This window comes from Vibrio sp. Y29_XK_CS5, assembly GCF_024181835.1.
Classification (GTDB): Bacteria; Pseudomonadota; Gammaproteobacteria; order Enterobacterales; family Vibrionaceae; genus Vibrio; species Vibrio harveyi.
In genome coordinates this window covers 807,181-823,169 of sequence record NZ_JAMZAM010000002.1, presented here as the reverse complement: position 1 = coordinate 823,169, position 15,989 = coordinate 807,181, and the positions used below count along the sequence as shown (strand labels likewise).

15 protein-coding genes are annotated in these 15,989 nt (G+C 46.1%); 11 read left to right on the top strand and 4 right to left on the bottom strand.

Annotated features, from left to right (window positions below; genetic code table 11):
• Positions 1 to 81: 81 nt before the first annotated feature.
• From prpC to NL647_RS13855, 4 genes are all read right to left on the bottom strand, one after another.
• The gene (gene prpC, locus NL647_RS13870) at positions 82 to 1,224 is read right to left on the bottom strand and encodes a 2-methylcitrate synthase (RefSeq protein WP_053052408.1); all 1,143 of its coding nucleotides are present in this window, start codon (positions 1,222 to 1,224) and stop codon (positions 82 to 84) included.
• A gap of 132 nt (positions 1,225 to 1,356) precedes the next feature.
• Positions 1,357 to 2,253: a methylisocitrate lyase gene (gene prpB / locus NL647_RS13865; protein WP_045401602.1), complete on the bottom strand. Its 897-nt coding sequence runs from the start codon at positions 2,251 to 2,253 to the stop codon at positions 1,357 to 1,359.
• A gap of 12 nt (positions 2,254 to 2,265) precedes the next feature.
• On the bottom strand, positions 2,266 to 2,985 hold the full coding sequence (locus tag NL647_RS13860; RefSeq protein WP_009696948.1) for a GntR family transcriptional regulator: 720 nt from the start codon (positions 2,983 to 2,985) through the stop codon (positions 2,266 to 2,268).
• Between the two features lie 277 nt (positions 2,986 to 3,262).
• Positions 3,263 to 4,153, bottom strand: a complete 891-nt coding sequence (locus NL647_RS13855; RefSeq protein ID WP_253650290.1) for a hypothetical protein — start codon at positions 4,151 to 4,153, stop codon at positions 3,263 to 3,265.
• A gap of 134 nt (positions 4,154 to 4,287) precedes the next feature.
• Here NL647_RS13855 and NL647_RS13850 point away from each other — a divergent pair, with 134 nt between their 5' ends.
• The 11 genes from NL647_RS13850 to NL647_RS13800 all read left to right on the top strand — a co-directional run bounded on the left by NL647_RS13850 (position 4,288) and on the right by NL647_RS13800 (position 15,985).
• Positions 4,288 to 6,270 (top strand): type VI secretion system Vgr family protein, encoded by a 1,983-nt coding sequence (locus NL647_RS13850; RefSeq protein ID WP_253650289.1) that lies wholly within the window; start codon positions 4,288 to 4,290, stop codon positions 6,268 to 6,270.
• Entirely contained in the window at positions 6,270 to 6,878 is a 609-nt protein-coding gene (locus NL647_RS13845; RefSeq protein ID WP_253650288.1) for a hypothetical protein, read from the top strand. The genes NL647_RS13850 and NL647_RS13845 overlap by 1 nt, the downstream gene beginning before the upstream one ends.
• Positions 6,875 to 7,177: a PAAR domain-containing protein gene (locus tag NL647_RS13840; protein ID WP_005426629.1), complete on the top strand. Its 303-nt coding sequence runs from the start codon at positions 6,875 to 6,877 to the stop codon at positions 7,175 to 7,177. Before NL647_RS13845 ends, NL647_RS13840 begins: the two co-directional genes overlap by 4 nt.
• 201 nt (positions 7,178 to 7,378) lie before the next feature.
• Positions 7,379 to 8,848 carry an ImpA family type VI secretion system protein gene (locus NL647_RS13835; protein ID WP_253650287.1) on the top strand — a complete coding sequence of 490 codons (1,470 nt, stop codon included), beginning with the start codon at positions 7,379 to 7,381 and terminating at the stop codon, positions 8,846 to 8,848.
• Positions 8,849 to 8,881: 33 nt separating this feature from the next.
• Complete coding sequence (locus NL647_RS13830) at positions 8,882 to 9,403, top strand: type VI secretion system tube protein Hcp (RefSeq protein WP_005443647.1); 522 nt, start codon at positions 8,882 to 8,884, stop codon at positions 9,401 to 9,403.
• 20 nt (positions 9,404 to 9,423) lie between these two features.
• Complete coding sequence (tssB, locus tag NL647_RS13825; protein WP_005443648.1) at positions 9,424 to 9,927, top strand: type VI secretion system contractile sheath small subunit; 504 nt, start codon at positions 9,424 to 9,426, stop codon at positions 9,925 to 9,927.
• Entirely contained in the window at positions 9,927 to 11,405 is a 1,479-nt protein-coding gene (gene tssC / locus NL647_RS13820) for a type VI secretion system contractile sheath large subunit (protein ID WP_005451931.1), read from the top strand. The genes tssB and tssC overlap by 1 nt, the downstream gene beginning before the upstream one ends.
• A 68-nt stretch (positions 11,406 to 11,473) precedes the next feature.
• Positions 11,474 to 12,868 carry a type VI secretion system contractile sheath large subunit gene (locus tag NL647_RS13815; protein ID WP_253650286.1) on the top strand — a complete coding sequence of 465 codons (1,395 nt, stop codon included), beginning with the start codon at positions 11,474 to 11,476 and terminating at the stop codon, positions 12,866 to 12,868.
• Positions 12,868 to 13,290: a type VI secretion system baseplate subunit TssE gene (tssE, locus tag NL647_RS13810; RefSeq protein ID WP_132698859.1), complete on the top strand. Its 423-nt coding sequence runs from the start codon at positions 12,868 to 12,870 to the stop codon at positions 13,288 to 13,290. The genes NL647_RS13815 and tssE overlap by 1 nt, the downstream gene beginning before the upstream one ends.
• Positions 13,283 to 15,034 (top strand): type VI secretion system baseplate subunit TssF, encoded by a 1,752-nt coding sequence (gene tssF / locus NL647_RS13805; RefSeq protein WP_122067561.1) that lies wholly within the window; start codon positions 13,283 to 13,285, stop codon positions 15,032 to 15,034. The genes tssE and tssF overlap by 8 nt, the downstream gene beginning before the upstream one ends.
• Before the next feature lie 12 nt (positions 15,035 to 15,046).
• A complete protein-coding gene (locus NL647_RS13800; protein WP_253650285.1) occupies positions 15,047 to 15,985 on the top strand; it encodes a type VI secretion system baseplate subunit TssG in 939 nt (312 codons plus the stop codon).
• Positions 15,986 to 15,989: the final 4 nt, after the last annotated feature.

Below are 15,989 nucleotides of genomic sequence, written 5' to 3'. Positions count from 1 at the left end.
TGTTTTTGAAATGGATTCGCGGTGAAAGAGACGCCCCTTGTGAATGCCATCAAGACAAAACTCACAAAGAGGCGTCACGCGCTAGCGTTGTTCGATTGGCACCCAGTCTTGATGATCCGGTCCGGTATAATCCGCACTTGGGCGAATGATTCGGTTGTTCGCGCGTTGTTCATACACGTGCGCCGCCCAACCTGTCAGTCGGCTCATCACAAAGATTGGCGTAAACAATTTGGTTGGAATATCCATGAAGTGGTAAGCCGAAGCATGGAAGAAGTCGGCATTACAGAACAGACCTTTCTCGCGCTTCATTACGGATTCCACACGCTCAGAAACCGCGTAAAGATGTGTGTCACCCACCTCTTTCGATAACGCTTCTGACCAACGCTTGATCAGTGCATTACGAGGGTCACTTTCACGATAAATCGCATGACCAAAGCCCATGATTTTGTCTTTGTTCTCTAGCATCTGAAGAATGTTTGCTTCTGCTTCATCTGGCGTTTGCCAATCTTGAATCATCTCCATCGCCGCTTCGTTTGCACCGCCATGAAGTGGACCACGCAACGTACCGATAGCAGCCGTAATACAAGAATGAAGATCAGAAAGCGTCGAGGCACACACACGCGCTGCAAATGTTGAGGCATTAAACTCATGCTCTGCATAAAGAATCAAAGAACAGTGCATCACCTTTTTGTGCGTTTCGCTTGGTGCTTTATCAGTAAGCAGTTTTAGGAAGTAGCCGCCAATGCAGTCTTCGCTGTTATCGTGTGTTTTAATTCGTACGCCATCGTGGCTGAAGCGATACCAGTAACAAATGATGGCAGGGAAAAGCGCCAGCATTCGCTCAGTAGCATGGAGCTGTTGCTCAAAGTCCATTTCTTGCTCTAAGTTACCCAGCATAGAGCAACCTGTGCGCATGACATCCATCGGATGAGCATCAGCAGGAATCAGCTCTAACGCTTGCTTAAGCTCCGCTGGTAAGCCACGCAAGCTCAATAGATGTGTCTTGTAGGCGTCTAGCTCTTGTTGACTAGGTAAGTGACCGCGTAACAGCAAATGCGCTACTTCTTCAAATTGAGCATGATTTGCCAAGTCCGTAATATCGTAACCACGATACGTTAGACCTGTCCCCGTTTTACCGACAGTGCATAAAGCTGTGCTTCCAGCGCTTTGACCGCGTAGACCTGCGCCACCTATCTCAGCTTTCTTTTCTACAGAATGAGGCATTGTTGAACTCCTTTTCTATCTGACTTGGCTCTCTTAATGGGCTCTTTTGAATCAGACAATTTTCACGTTATTGGATTAGAGATTCCGTTTATCTATCTTTTTCTTGGGCTTCCATTTGTTTCTTTATTGACCTTATTTACCTTCGGAGAACAGCTTGTCTAACTTATTCTCGTAGTCGTGGTAATTAAGGTGCTCATACAGCTCTTTTCGTGTCTGCATTGAATCAAGCAACGCTTCTTGGTTGCCAACTTCAAGCAAGTGTTTGTAAACCATCTCGGCAGCTTTGTTCATCGCACGGAATGCGCTCAATGGGTACAAAACCATGTCCACTTTGGATTGGGCTAACTCTTCACAGCCGTATAGTGGCGTTTGTCCAAACTCAGTAATGTTGGCAAGAATAGGCACGTGCTTCCCTGTTGCTTGTTCTAGCGCTGTTGAGAACTGCTGATATTGGTCTAGCTGATTCATGGCTTCTGGGAAGATCATGTCTGCGCCCGCTTCCACACATGCAATCGCTCGTTCAATCGCGCTATCCATGCCTTCCACCGCTAACGCATCAGTACGAGCCATAATGACAAAGCTCTCGTCATTACGCGCATCCACTGCCGCTTTCACTCGGTCGACCATTTCTTGTTGGCTAACAATCGCTTTGTTTGGACGATGACCACAGCGCTTCTGTGCCACTTGGTCTTCCATATGCACTGCCGCCGCACCCGCTTTTTCCATCGCCTTGATAGTGCGTGCGATGTTAAACGCACCACCAAAACCGGTATCGATATCAACCAGTAACGGCAAATCACACGCGTTGGTGATGCGGTCTACATCCACCAAAACATCGTTCAATGTTGTAATACCAAGATCTGGCAAACCGTAAGACGCATTGGCGATGCCGCCACCCGACAAATAGATAGCTTGGTGACCCAAGTTTTTCGCCATCATGGCGCAGTATGGGTTAATGGTGCCGACGATCTGCAGCGGATTGTTTTGCTCAATGGCGAGTCTGAACTTCGCCCCCGGAGATAAGCTCATGACAATTTCCTTCTAGTCTTGTTCTCTATCTTTACTTTCAGAATGTAGAATCTGTAATTCGATAAGTTTTCGGCTGCCTGAGATGTGCCTTCTCATCAGCATTTCTGCCAACTCTTCATCACGGTTTCGAATCGCTTGCAGAATGAATTTGTGCTCGTTGAGTGCTTCATTAGGGCGAGATTGCGCACGTGGTGATTGGTAACGATACATGCGCAACAAGTGATACAGCTCGTCGCAAAGCAGAGAGATAAGCTTGCTGTTTCGGCTCGCTTGAATGATTCGATAATGGAAGTCGAAGTCACCATGCTGGTGGAAGTAAGACGATCCTTCGACTTCATCAATATGTTTGGAATGTGTCGACAATAGCATTTCCAAACTCAGTAGCTCTTCTTGAGTGATATAGCGAGCTGCTAGCCTTGCCGCCATGCCCTCTAATGCCTCGCGGACCGAATACAATTCGATGAGTTTTTCTGGAGAGAAAGTGATAACACGAGCGCCAACATGCGGAATGCGCTCAATCAACCCAAGCCCTTCAAGACGCATCATGGCTTCACGTAGAGGACCTCTACTCACTTGATATTTCTTGGCTAATTCAGGCTCTGAGATTTTACTGCCCGGTTCAATTTCACCACTCACAATCGCTTCCACTAACGATTCGGTCAGCGATTCAGATTTAGTGTGCTCCTTCTCAGAGACAATCACTTTATGACGAGTTTTCAATTCTGTATTCATATTCAAGGCACTCGTATTTAGAAACCAAAGTGTCAACAATTTGTTAACTTGAATATAAAATAGACGATCAGATTGTCGACAATCAAGCAAATTGTCGACAATTTAGACTAAGGTATAGTGTTATTGAGTGATTTATGAGTGGAAAAACATTCAGTTCGATAAGAGCAAGCTGAAATTGTCGACAATAAAAACCCAATAAATTCAGCAAGTAAAAAGAATAAGAGAGCACAACAGCTCCCTACTTGGGTTTAATTTGCTAACGAACGGTCGGATTTGCCTAGTTGGCTAGCTTGTAGGTTAAGTCTTTTTCATCCAACAAACCGGATTCAACGAGATTTCTCTCCAACATCATATCTTGCAGTTGTTTGAGCGAGTTGATGTTACCGTAACTACGACGGATCTGGTCAAATGCTTCTTCCAGTTGCGGTAGGTTTTGTGCATTCATCTGGTCAGTCGTGGCTTCAGAAGCCGCCAAGAACCACTCTACATCCTTGGTGATCTCTTGCACTTGAATCAGGCTTTCACGCAATTTCGCTTGGTAATGCTCGACCTCTTTGATGGCAGAAAAGAACTCCGTCCATGCTTGCATGTTGTCGATAGCAGATGTGGAAGACATGGTAGTTTTGTTGAGCTTCACACGGGACTCATTGATCGCCTCTTTCAGCTTGAATAAACGCAAACTGAGTTCATCAGAACGCTTTGGCAGTAACTTAACTTCGTACTTCACCAGTTTACGAATCGCATGAATGTGTTCATCACGCTTACGCGCCGAAAGCGCCAGGAACTCATGATCGACTTTTCCTACCGAGTTAGTTTTAAGTTGCTTGCGAGCAGATTCAATTTTTTTATTAAGAAGAGATTTTACGCCTTTCTTTGAGCCTTCTTCCCACGCTTTGCGAGAAGCGGCTTTTAACGCTGCGCCACCTGCGACTTCCAACAGGGCTGCCCCCTCTTTCGAGCCGGGAAATGGAATCATCCCGATACCAGTCCTTACCCCTTTTTGCGCAATATCCATCGCGACCATTTTCTTGTCACGTTTTACCCAGTTCTTGGCAGATTGGTATTTATTACCGAATTTTCTCGCCCAACTTTTGTGATATGACTTACTGTCCTTTTCTACATTTTGCAAAAATTCTTTCGCCATCTTTTTTGCATTTTGACTCGCCATAAAGAACTCCTTTTCTTTTAATAAATCGAATAGCGAATAAGATCTAATACTGCTATTTTTTGAGTAATTTGATTAATAATAGTATTTATATTTCAAATTTTTATTATTGAAAAGTTCAAGCATAAGGATATGCAATGGCTGATAAATACAGCAGTTCGGCTAGTTTGATGTCTGCAAAAGACTCAAGTAATCAAGAACATATCATAAGTAATGCAACAATAAAGCAAGCCTTATCAGAGCCCTTTGAAATCAAAGCAATGCTGGTGTCCAGTGGCTTTGACATACAAGATCAACTAGGTCAGTTCCTTACTATAAACCGTTATTTCAACGAATCTGGCAGCAATACACTCAATCGTTCCTACAATGGAGTTGTGACATTGATCCAACATTTAGGAATGGATTCTAATTTGCAGAATCACCAATACGAAATAACGCTTAAACCTTGGTTTTGGTTATTAAAACACACACATTCTTTCCGGGTTTATCAAAATCAATCCACACAAGAAATCGTCAGTGATATTTTCGATAACGCTGGTTTCAAGGGTAACTATAAAATATCCAGCATGCCTTCGACCAAGCGTGAATATTGTTTGCAATATAACGAATCGGATTTTGACTTCGTTTCTCGCCTGCTCGCTGAAGAAGGCGTTCATTATTATTTTGAGCATGCAAGTGGTTCACACACCATGATTTTGCAAGATGCTCAAACCCCATTTGATAAAGCCAGCACAGCGAAATTTGATATGAAGGAAACGCCGACAGGCTCACTTCCTTTGCTTGAAGATTGGTGCCCAACCGTTGCCTTTCATGGCGCGAGTGTTGAACTTTCAAGCTACGATTATTCGCAGACAAAACTCATCACCAGCGGCAGTAAAACCTCCAGTAATACCATTGCCAACAACACTAAACTTGCCAACACGCGTTACCCGACTTTGGGTATCAGCGGTGATATGACAGATCTCTCTAGCAATCTTGCCAAACGTCGAATCGAGTATATTGAGCAGGATTACCAAAGCGTTATTGCTAGCGCAAAACATGATCTCTTCGAGCTCGGTACTTACTTCTCGCTTTCAAGCCATCTAGACAAAGAGCAACTTGGTGACTTTTCGGTCGTCTGTATGGAAGTGGAATACACCGAAAATGCAGAGAGCAGCACCAGACTAAAAGTGATCCCAAAAGATACCCCTCACTACCCTCAACCTCGCTCAAAACAAGCAGTGCAGGGCTTACAAAGCGCAGTCGTTGCCGGATCAACCGCGGGTGATATTAATCAGGACGAACAAGGTCGTGTGCGTATTCAGTTCCAATGGGATACGGACGCAAGCGGTGACAAAACCAGTTGCTATGTTCGTGTTGCACAGATGCTTGCGGGAAGTGGTTACGGTGCTCAATTTGTGCCACGAGCCGGACAAGAAGTACTGGTCTCTTTCATCGATGGTGATCCAGATAGACCAATCATCACGGGCAGCGTCTACAACAGCAAAAATGCCCCGCCATACGCAGAAGCCAATACAACAAAGTCTGGCATCAAAACCCAGCTTTCTGGACAGAGTAACGAGCTCTACTTCGATGACAAAAAAGACAATGAATTACTTTACCTTCATGCAGCCAAAGACCTGACACAAGAAGTTGAAAACAACCAAACCGAAACCATCAAGGGTGAATTAAGCCAAACAGTCACCAAAGCGGTATCCGTGTCGACAGAAGACAACTACTCGCTGAGCGTTACCAAAGCACTGAGCGAAAAAGCCAAGTCGATTTCGATTGAAGCTGACGATTCTATCGAGCTCAAAGTTGGCTCAAGCAAAATAACCCTGTCCTCATCATCCATTGCCATTGAAGCAACCAATATCGACGTCAAAGCGAGCAGCGCACTGAATTTGGAAGGGACCAATGTCACCAGCAAAGCCACTTCGGCCAACAAAGTTTCGGGCACCACGACCGCTCTTGAAGCAACCAGTTCAAACAATATTTCTGGCTTGAGTATTTCCATCAAAGCGGACACCACGCTTTCTGCTGAAGGCTCTTTGAGTGCCGAGTTCAAATCGGGTCTCAAAGCGACATTTGATGGCGGTGTAATGGGTGAAGTAAAAGGCGCAATTGTAAAGGTTAACTAATGAAATATAAGAAGATTCCATACCAAACGGCAGAGCAAATACTACCGAGATTCAAAGCCAGTGACGAGGCTAAAGCGCTACTCAACGAAGAAACCAGCATCAACGATGCAATTCAATCACTCACAGACAAAGAGCTCTACAACGATCTCGTTCAGTTTTTGACGCACGCTCTACCCGTCCGGGAGGCAATCTGGTGGGGAGCGTTGTGTTTAAATCAACGCAATGAGGAATGGTCACCCCTTCAAAAACAAAGTGTCGAAACTTGCATGGCTTGGGTGCGGTCACCCTCCGAAGAATTGCGCCGCAAAGCCGAACATCTTTCTCATCGATTGGAACTGAATTGTGGGCCATCTTGGCTTGCTCAAGCGGTATTTTGGAATGGTTCGGGCAGCATCGTTGCACCAGATATTCCACCCGTTATGCCTGATCCTTTTCTGTATGCCAAAGCGACTGCAGGTGCAATTAATCACGCAGCCGCTTTGCCTCAATGGGACAAGACGAAACCTTACTATCAAACCGCAATCACAATGGCTTTGGATATCGCTGCAGGCGGTCAAGGCACTTCAGATAGCCAATCACAAACCGCTGAGCAAGGAGAACTACGATGACATTACCTGCTGCTCGTATCACTGACATGCATGTATGCCCAATGCAGACACCAGCAACCCCACCAATTCCTCATGTGGGTGGTCCGGTCACCGGCCCCGGGGCACCTACTGTGTTGATCGGTAGCTTACCGGCCGCGACAGTAAGTGACGTTTGCGTGTGCGTTGGAACCCCAGATTCTATCGCGATGGGAAGCACGACCGTGCTATTAAGCAATAAGCCTGCCGCCCGAATGGGAGACACCACTTCTCATGGCGGCAGTATTGTTGCCGGTATGCCCACAGTACTTATAGGAGGATAAAACCTCTTTATAAATCAGGATATTATATTGATAGAAGCATTCATCCGACCAATTTTTTGGATCGACATCTTAGTTTTTATTAAATAGTTAATTTTTATCGGCTATTTAGGAAAATCCTCACTAGACTGAAGTTTACAAACTATGAAACCAGAGGAACGGAATTATCTCTGGCTTAATAAAACAATAATTCATGGATTGAATATGGTTGACATTGATAGTCTTTTGGCACCGATCACAGATGGATCGCCGAGTGGCGTCTATCTAAAACTCGATAGAAGTGCCTATCGAGCACTGAGAAACAGTTATAACGCGGCGCAATCGTCATTTCGCCAGTTGGTGGAAACGCCCGAAGCATCCAGTGATGAATCCTTACTTGAGAGTAATGATGAAAACTGGACGCAACTGCGTACCGCGACATTTCACGCTCTCACCCAGTCAAGCAAAGACTTGGAGTTACTAGGTTGGTATATCACCAGTCAGTTGTTCACCGACGCACCCTATCGAAACCTTGCCGACGCAACGCAAGTTCTTCTAAGCACCGTGGAGCAGTTTTGGGACTCTCTCAATCCATTCCTTCCTGAAGACAAACTAAAAAGCGCTGAAGAGTCTGGCATAGCGAGAGAACGTGCTGAGTTCCGTATGAAGCCTTTGCTACAGCTTGTTGGCGAAACTCATGATACAACTGCCGTGTATATGCCTTTGCAGTTAATCGGCTTGATTGATGACATCACTTTTGCAGATTACCTACGTACAGAGCGCAACGGTTCGCTTGGCGAAATCAAAACTAAAGCGCAAAACCTTTTCAGCGCAGACACGCAAGACATCTTAATGGATCTGGCGCAAACGTATCAGAATCTTGATGCTACAGAACAAGCCATCGCGAAGCATTGCCAACCAATTAACGCCACGCCAGTAAGTTTCAAATTCATCAAAGAAAACATCGCTGAACTTATAAATGCGATTCGTTACCTCACCGAAGATAATTTTTCCAAGTGGCCGTTAGACGAAAAATTTAGGCTGTTAAAAGATGAACCACAAGCCGCTGAGATAGAACTACCAAGCGTAAGTGCTGTTGAGCCGACTGATAACATATTGGAATCAGTTGCTCAAACAACGGGTCAAGCGAGTAAAGAAACGAGCCAAACGTCTTCTACTCAGCAAATCGATTCTGTGCCCCCCACTTCGACCACACAGACTCACCCCCTTATCCAAGCGCCTTCCGTTAGCATCGATGCTCAAGTACAAAATCGCGACCACGCCTTTCATGAACTTAGAAAGCTCGCCGACTACTTCAAACAAACCGAGCCACACAGCCCTGTTCCGTTCTTGCTAGAGCGCGCAATTCGTTGGGGTTATCTGAGCTTACCAGAACTACTCCAAGAAATGACTGGTGGCAACAACCAAGTGCTCGACCATATCAATCAACTCACCGGAATGGACAACTTAGAACAAACCATTCTGAAGAAAATTCCTGAACCACAATCAGTGCCAGAGTCGGTTCCGACCGTACCACCTGCGACTGAGGTTCAAACTGCCTCTAATGAGGAGTCTCAAAGTGCAACGTCAATTGAACCTACAACGTCAGAGCAAAGCGACACTCCTAATACAACCAACCAACCAGAAGTAAAAACTACTCAATCGTCGAGCGGTATTACCGATTTCGAGTGGTGAAGCAAAAAATGCTAATAAGCAAAGGAGAACCAAATGGCTTCTATTTACATGAGAATTGATGGCACTACACCAAAAGGTGCTGCAACGGTAGATAAGATCGGTGGCAAGGATGGATTTTTTGCTATTGATACAGTGAACTGGAGTGCCGTTCGTGGCGTTGGTATCGACGTCGGTAACGCGAACAACGCAGACCAAGGCATGGTCGCGCTAGGTGAAGTGAACATCACTCGTGGCTGTGATGGTGCAACGCCTTACCTAACAACGTTCCTATACGCACCAGGTGGTGAAGGTAAAACTATCGAGATCGTGATGACTAAGCCAAACCGTGAAGGTTCTGGTGCAGATCCATACCTAATCCTTACACTAAGCGCAGCACGTATGTCGAGCTACAACATGGGCGCGTCGGATGGTCATCTACCAAATGAATCATTCAGCCTGACATACACCGAGATTTCGAAAGCGTACTACATCGAAGGCGAAGGCGGCAAAATCGAGAAAGGTCCTGAAGTGGGCTTTGACGCGACGACAGCGAAAGTTACTTCGACAGCTTCTTAATGGAATAAGGAGATACCATTATGGCACTGAACTCCCAACACAAGCGAGTTAGCAAAAACCGTGTAAGTATTACTTACGATGTCGAGACGAATGGCGCAGTAGAAACCAAAGAACTCCCTTTTGTGGTGGGAGTCGTCGGTGATTATTCGGGTCACAAGCAAGACAAAGAAGACGTGGAAGATCGCACCTTCTATAACGTCGACAAAGACAACTTCGATACTGTGATGAAGCGTGTTGGTCCTGAGTTATCACTCAAAGTGGACAACGTTTTGGTTGATGACGACAGCCAAATCGAAGCGAGTCTGAAATTCTCATCAATGAAAGATTTCGAGCCTGAAGCCATCGTTGAGCAAGTTGAACCGCTCAAGAAGCTTGTTGAAACTCGTAACCAACTCAAAGTACTGCTTTCAAAAGCGGACCGTTCTCGTGATCTAGAGAAACTACTCAAGGAAGTGCTGCAAAGCGCAGACACTATCAACGCCCTTTCCGATGAGCTAGGCATCCAGAAAGAAGGAGCAGAATAATGACGACGGAAGTTGAAAACCAACCACAAGCAGAAGCGGCTGAAGCTTCGTTGAGCTTTCTGGATCGTGCAATCGAAGCGACCACACAAACGCCAGCGGACACAACAAAAGAACTGTTCTCAGTGTTAGCAGAGCAAGCGCTAAGCGGCACAGTTACATGGGACAAGAACGTCACCAAAACGATTGAAAACGCCATCGTAGAGATCGACAAAAAGCTTTCTAAACAGCTATCGAAAGTCATGCAAGAAAATGATTTCCAAAAGCTAGAAGGTTCATGGCGTGGTCTGCAAAAACTGGTTAAAGAGAGCGACCTAGGACGCTCACTGAAAATCAAAATGGTCGACTACACCAAAGACGAGCTGCTTGATCAGTTTGAAGATGCCCCAGCCATCGACCGTAGTCCATTGTTCAACGCGGTATACCAAGGCGAATACGGCACAGCAGGTGGTGAACCATACGGTACCTTCATCGGCGACTACGAGTTCAGCGCAAAAGATGAAGACGTCGCCCTACTACGTTACATGGGTGAAGTAGCCGCTGCGTGTCACGCTCCGTTCGTTGCCGCAGCAAACGCAGAAATGTTTGAGTTCAATGACTTCACTACCTTCGAAGAAGGCAAACCTGTCGCGGCTGGTTTTGACTCTCCGGCTTATGCTGCATGGAACTCGTTCCGTGAAAGTGACGATGCGCGCTACGTAACTCTAACATTACCTCGTACACTCGCTCGTCTTCCTTACGGGGAAAAAGGTCTTGGCACCAAACTGTTTAGCTACGAAGAGTTAAACACTGACCAAGATGGCAACCCGAATCCATCAAGCAATGATGAGTTGGTTTGGTCAAATGCCGCTTACGAGTTGGGTCTGAAAATGACGCAAGCGTTCACTGCGTACGGCTGGTGTACAGCAATTCGCGGTCTGGATAACGGTGGTAAAGTAGAAAACCTACCAAACCTAACGTACAAGACCGAAGCTGGCGACTTGGTTCAGCAATGTCCAACAGAAGTGAACCTAACCGACGAACGCGAGAAAGAGTTAAGTGACCTAGGCTTCTTGCCACTGGTTCACTACAAGAACTCAAACTACGGCGTGTTCATCGGTGGTCAAACAACACAGCAACCGAAGACCTACACAGATCCAGATGCAACAGCAAACGCAGCAATTTCCGCGCGTCTTCCTTACATCATGGCAAGTGGTCGCATCGCTCACTACTTGAAAGTCATGGGTCGCGACAAGCTAGGTTCAAACCTAGAAGCGCCAGACATTCAACGTGAACTTCAACTGTGGATCGATCAATACACCAACGCTGGTGCAATTGGTAACGATCAACGAGCGAAAACGCCGTTAGCGGAATCTCGCATTGAAGTGGTTGAACAACCGGGTAAACCGGGCGCGTATTCAGCCGTTGCTCACCTAAGACCTTGGCTACAACTTGAAGAACTGACTACGTCGGTTCGCATGGTAGCGAAGATCCCAGGTTAAGCATGATAAAGCTTGGTCGAAGTAGGATGCTTCGACCAGGCCAATTCGATTTAGGTCACAAGGATAGTATGAGTAAGATTTATCACTCAGGTTGGCAGACCCAATTTACACAGCTAGACGATAAAGACAGCGACTTTTTACAAGAGGCGCTCTCTTTACTGTCTCAAGTGTCTCGCTCCGCGCTAGACAATCCCGATGCTCTTATCACACATGTTTCGCGCTTGATTGCAGAGATTGACAATAAGCTCTCGAAACAGATGGATACGTTACTGCATCATCCAGAATTTGAGGCACTGCAAACCAATTGGCTAGGGCTTCAAGGCTTAGCCACCCTGCCCGTTAATTACCAACGCACTCAACTCAAGCTACTCAATATGAGTTGGGAAGAAGTGTCTTCCGACGTCAATCAAGCCTACAGCACCAAAACGTCTGAGCTGTACAACAAGATCGGCAACCAAGAGTTAAACACCTTGGGCGGACACCCATTCGGTTGCTTGTTATTCACACAGCCAGTAGCAGCAGATATGGATTTCGAATCTGACTACGATGATTTATTCACCGTAGAACTATTGAGCCGCTTGGGTGAAGCGACGTTATGCCCAATGCTATTTGCTCCTAATCGCGATTTCTTTGTCGAATCCGGCGCAGACTGGCTGTCTGATATCAACCGAATCGAGAAGATCCTCGCCAGCCCTGATTACCAATCGTGGCAGTCTTTACGCAGTAAGTCCTCTGCGCGTTTTGTCGGTTTAGTGATGCCAGAAATGTGCATGCGTACACGTTATCAAAACGCCAAAGTGGGATTCATCTACAACGAGAAGCAAAACGGACTTTGGGGCAATGCGGGCTTTGCGTTTGTATCCACCATTATACGAGAGCATCAACGGGTGAGTTGGTTTGGCTTCTTGAAATCTCGTTGGAACGACAACAACCAAGGTGCCGTGGTCAATCAAAGCCAAAGCGATAGCCATTTTCTGATTCAACCACAAACCAAAGTGACCTTGTTTGGGCAACTGTCGACCTTCTACAGTCGAAGCGGTTTTATCCCTCTAACTAAGAGCCCTTTGAGCGATAAGTTTTACTTCAATGGTAACAATTCGATTTGGCACAACAGCGAGTCTGATAACGAGAAAGTCCTCACTCAAATCCAAACATCATTGATGTCTTGCCGTATTGCACATTATCTCAAAGTACAAGTACGCGAAATGATCGGTAGCTTCAAAACAGCTGCTGAGTGCGAGTTGTTCCTCTCCCAATGGGTTGAAAAATTCTCTAGTAACGTTGCGTACGCCAACGAAGAAACCCTATCAAAATACCCATTGAGTTTTGCAAAGATCAGCGTGTGCGACTCTGACCATCATCCGGGCAATTTCGTCTGTACATTGCGTATCGTCCCGCAGTATCAATACGACCATTTCAGTGGCGAAGTGGTGCTGACAACAGAATTGGATGAGGTGGCGTAATGAGTTTTTGGCGTACCTTTGTGCAAACAGCCCCTACGACTCGTCGAGATGATATCGAGGACATCAAGTATCACCTGACTCGTCTGTTCGATTCGGAGGCGTCACTGATGAGCATTGACGATCGGTTAACCGAAGTGCAGCGCTCTAACTATCGTTTTGGCATCGAGGATGTGCACCTGTTGAGTGCTAGTCTCGACCACCAGCAATTAGCCCTCAAACTAGAAAACTACATTCGACATTTCGAGCCACGCCTTAGCCAAGTCATGGTTGAACTTGTTGAGCGTAAAGCGGGAGAAAACACCATCGCTTTCAATATCGTCGCCAAAGCCAAAACGACACAGGGCGAAAAAGAGCTGATTTTTGATTCCAAGATTTCATTGAGCGACATGACCACCGATATGAAGGAGGATTTGTATGAGTGATCCTCTACTGCGTTATTACGAGCAAGAACTGACTTTTGTTCGCCGTGCTCTCGGTCAATTTGGTTCTGAACATCCAGAACACGCACAACGCCTAAACATCCATCAGGGACAAATCGAAGATCCGAGTTTGGCTCGCTTATTGGATGGCGTGGCACTATTGAATGCCAACGTCGAAAAACGTCTATCTGAGCAAATCCCTGAAGTTGTCGAAGGATTACTTGGCGTACTCTACCCAAGTTACATTCAAACGGTACCAAGTGTGGCGTATCTAGAAATGAGCACAGACGCGCCTTCCACAGACAGCACGACGCTTCCCAAAGGCACACGCTTTTCTTCCGAATCGCAAGGCAAAACATGTTTGTTCACCACAACGGATGAACTCAAAACGACACCATTTGCACTGATTGACACCAAGGCAAGCAGCGCGCCTTTTGACTTCAATCGCCCACAAGGCAGTGAACAAACTACCGCCGTTATTCAGCTCACCCTGTCTACTGGCGATGATGATGTGCACTTCAGTCAATTAGCGTTAGAGGATCTCGACTTCTTCGTTCAAGGTTTCGAGAACAATGCGGATTCCTTGGTTGAACTTCTGCTCAGTGAAGCGCGCGCAATATCGATTTCCGACATAAATGGCGAGAATCACGCTGTCTTAGCTGCCAATCAGCTAAAGAGCCGAATCAGCGATAAGCAGTTTCAGTTTCTGCCACAAAAAGGCAATCAATTTTCTGGCTATCATTTGATGAACGAATTTTTCTTCTTCAAAGAGAAACGTCAGTTCTTCCGTCTTAAAGGCTTTGGTGAAGCCTGTCAGCAACATGATTGCTCCACTGTGATATTAAACCTGTTCATGCACTCTTTGCCGATGGAGTTTATCCGTCTTTTCGATAACCAAGTGTTTAAGCTCAATGTCGTGCCTGCGGTGAACTTATTCGAACAAACAGGCGAACCAACCAGCTATGACCAACGCAGCCTGACCATTCCCGTTAATGCCGATGCCCATACCGATAATGAAATTCAAGTGGTCGACATTTTGGATGTGTTTGAGATTACGTCGAGCGGTCAAAAACTGCTGACACCACTGTTTAAAGACAGTTACCAAAGCGACCCACATTGTGATTACTGGCAAAGCCGAAAAGATTCCACAGGTGAACTGCGATTGGCGATCAGCCTAAATGCCAACCAAGAACTCGAATTCAACAAACTCTATGGCACTCGCCTTCTTTGTACCAATGGCAAACAAGCATGCACCATCAACGGTGAGATGACTTGTTTAGAGCCGATCGATTTACCCGGCGATTTTCATTCTCTCTACCCGCCGTCGGCTCCGATAGAACGCGAATCTGACGCCAATATGCACTGGCAATTTATCGGACTACTGAACAGTAACTTCTCGTCTCTGCTGCACTCAGAAGACCCTACTCAGCAGCTTAAGCAAATGCTGCAATTGTGTAGCCGCAACCAGTTGGTGAGCGATGAAATTCAGATGATTCAGTCAGTAAAAGTGCGCTCACAAGTTTCATCAATGCGTATTCTAGGCAAGAACGTCTTCTCTCCGGGCACAGAGATTGAAATCACTCTCGATACGTCTGGTAACTATCTGACTTTCACCGATGTGTTGAATCGCTTCTTCCAACAGTTCTGTAGTTTTGATCGCTACATTCAGCTCACAATTCGTCTTTATGGCAAAGATGGCATTGCGAGGCGTTATCCAAAAATCCACGGGAGCCAGCGCTCGATGTAGCGTGGAAGATAGATGATGTCGATGTCACTGATTAACGATTTAAAAGCGAACCCACATGAGTACGACTTTGCTCAAGCAATGCGATTGCTGATGCAAATGGCAAAACAGTCTGGGCATAAGCTGAAGTTAGAGCTCAAAGCGGAAGCCATGCCTCATGGTGATGCCGACGATATTCAATACTTTTCGTTCAGTGACCACAGCGCCAAAGTTCGTATTGCTCAGCAAGCACTATCTGGCGCACAAGGTGTTATCCCCAACTACATCTATGAGGAATTGTTGTTTGCACTGCATAACGACGATCACGCACTCAAGGACTTTTTAGACGTATTCAATCAACGCCATTTTGAACTTGCCGCGCAGCTAGAACTCGCTCCTCACCTCTTGGTTCAGAAAGAGCTGGCGAAAGAAAAAACCGATTTACTCAAACAACTGGCGAACCTGAAACACGAACACGGCGCGCTGTTCCAATATTCGCTGCTATTCGCTCAAGGACATCGTAACTTAGAAACGTTAGAGCAGATCCTTAACGACTACTTCCCTTACCAAATCGATGTGTCGACTAAGAGCCATGAACGTCGCCAGTTACCCGCGAGTTCTCTTACCCGTTTAGGACAGAAAGACGACTACAACAGCGGGATCGGGCAAGGTTTCCTCATTGGCAAAACATGTATGACTTACAACCAACATTTGGTGGTGAGTATCCAGCCTGCCAACCGCAAAGAGCTGCATCAAATTCATAGAGATATTCAGTTGGCGAGCCACATGCGCCAGCTCATTCAACATTATTTACGAGACGCCACGCCGATTTCTATTTATCTCAACGTTAAGCGTGCGTATCTCGAAAAGCCAAGGCTGTCTGCTCAACCAGATAAAGCCGCGAAATTGGGTGAAGTGGATTGCCTCGCCCCAGAACGTAAACCTACAGAGCGGATTCGGATTCTTCTGAAGTAGCTAG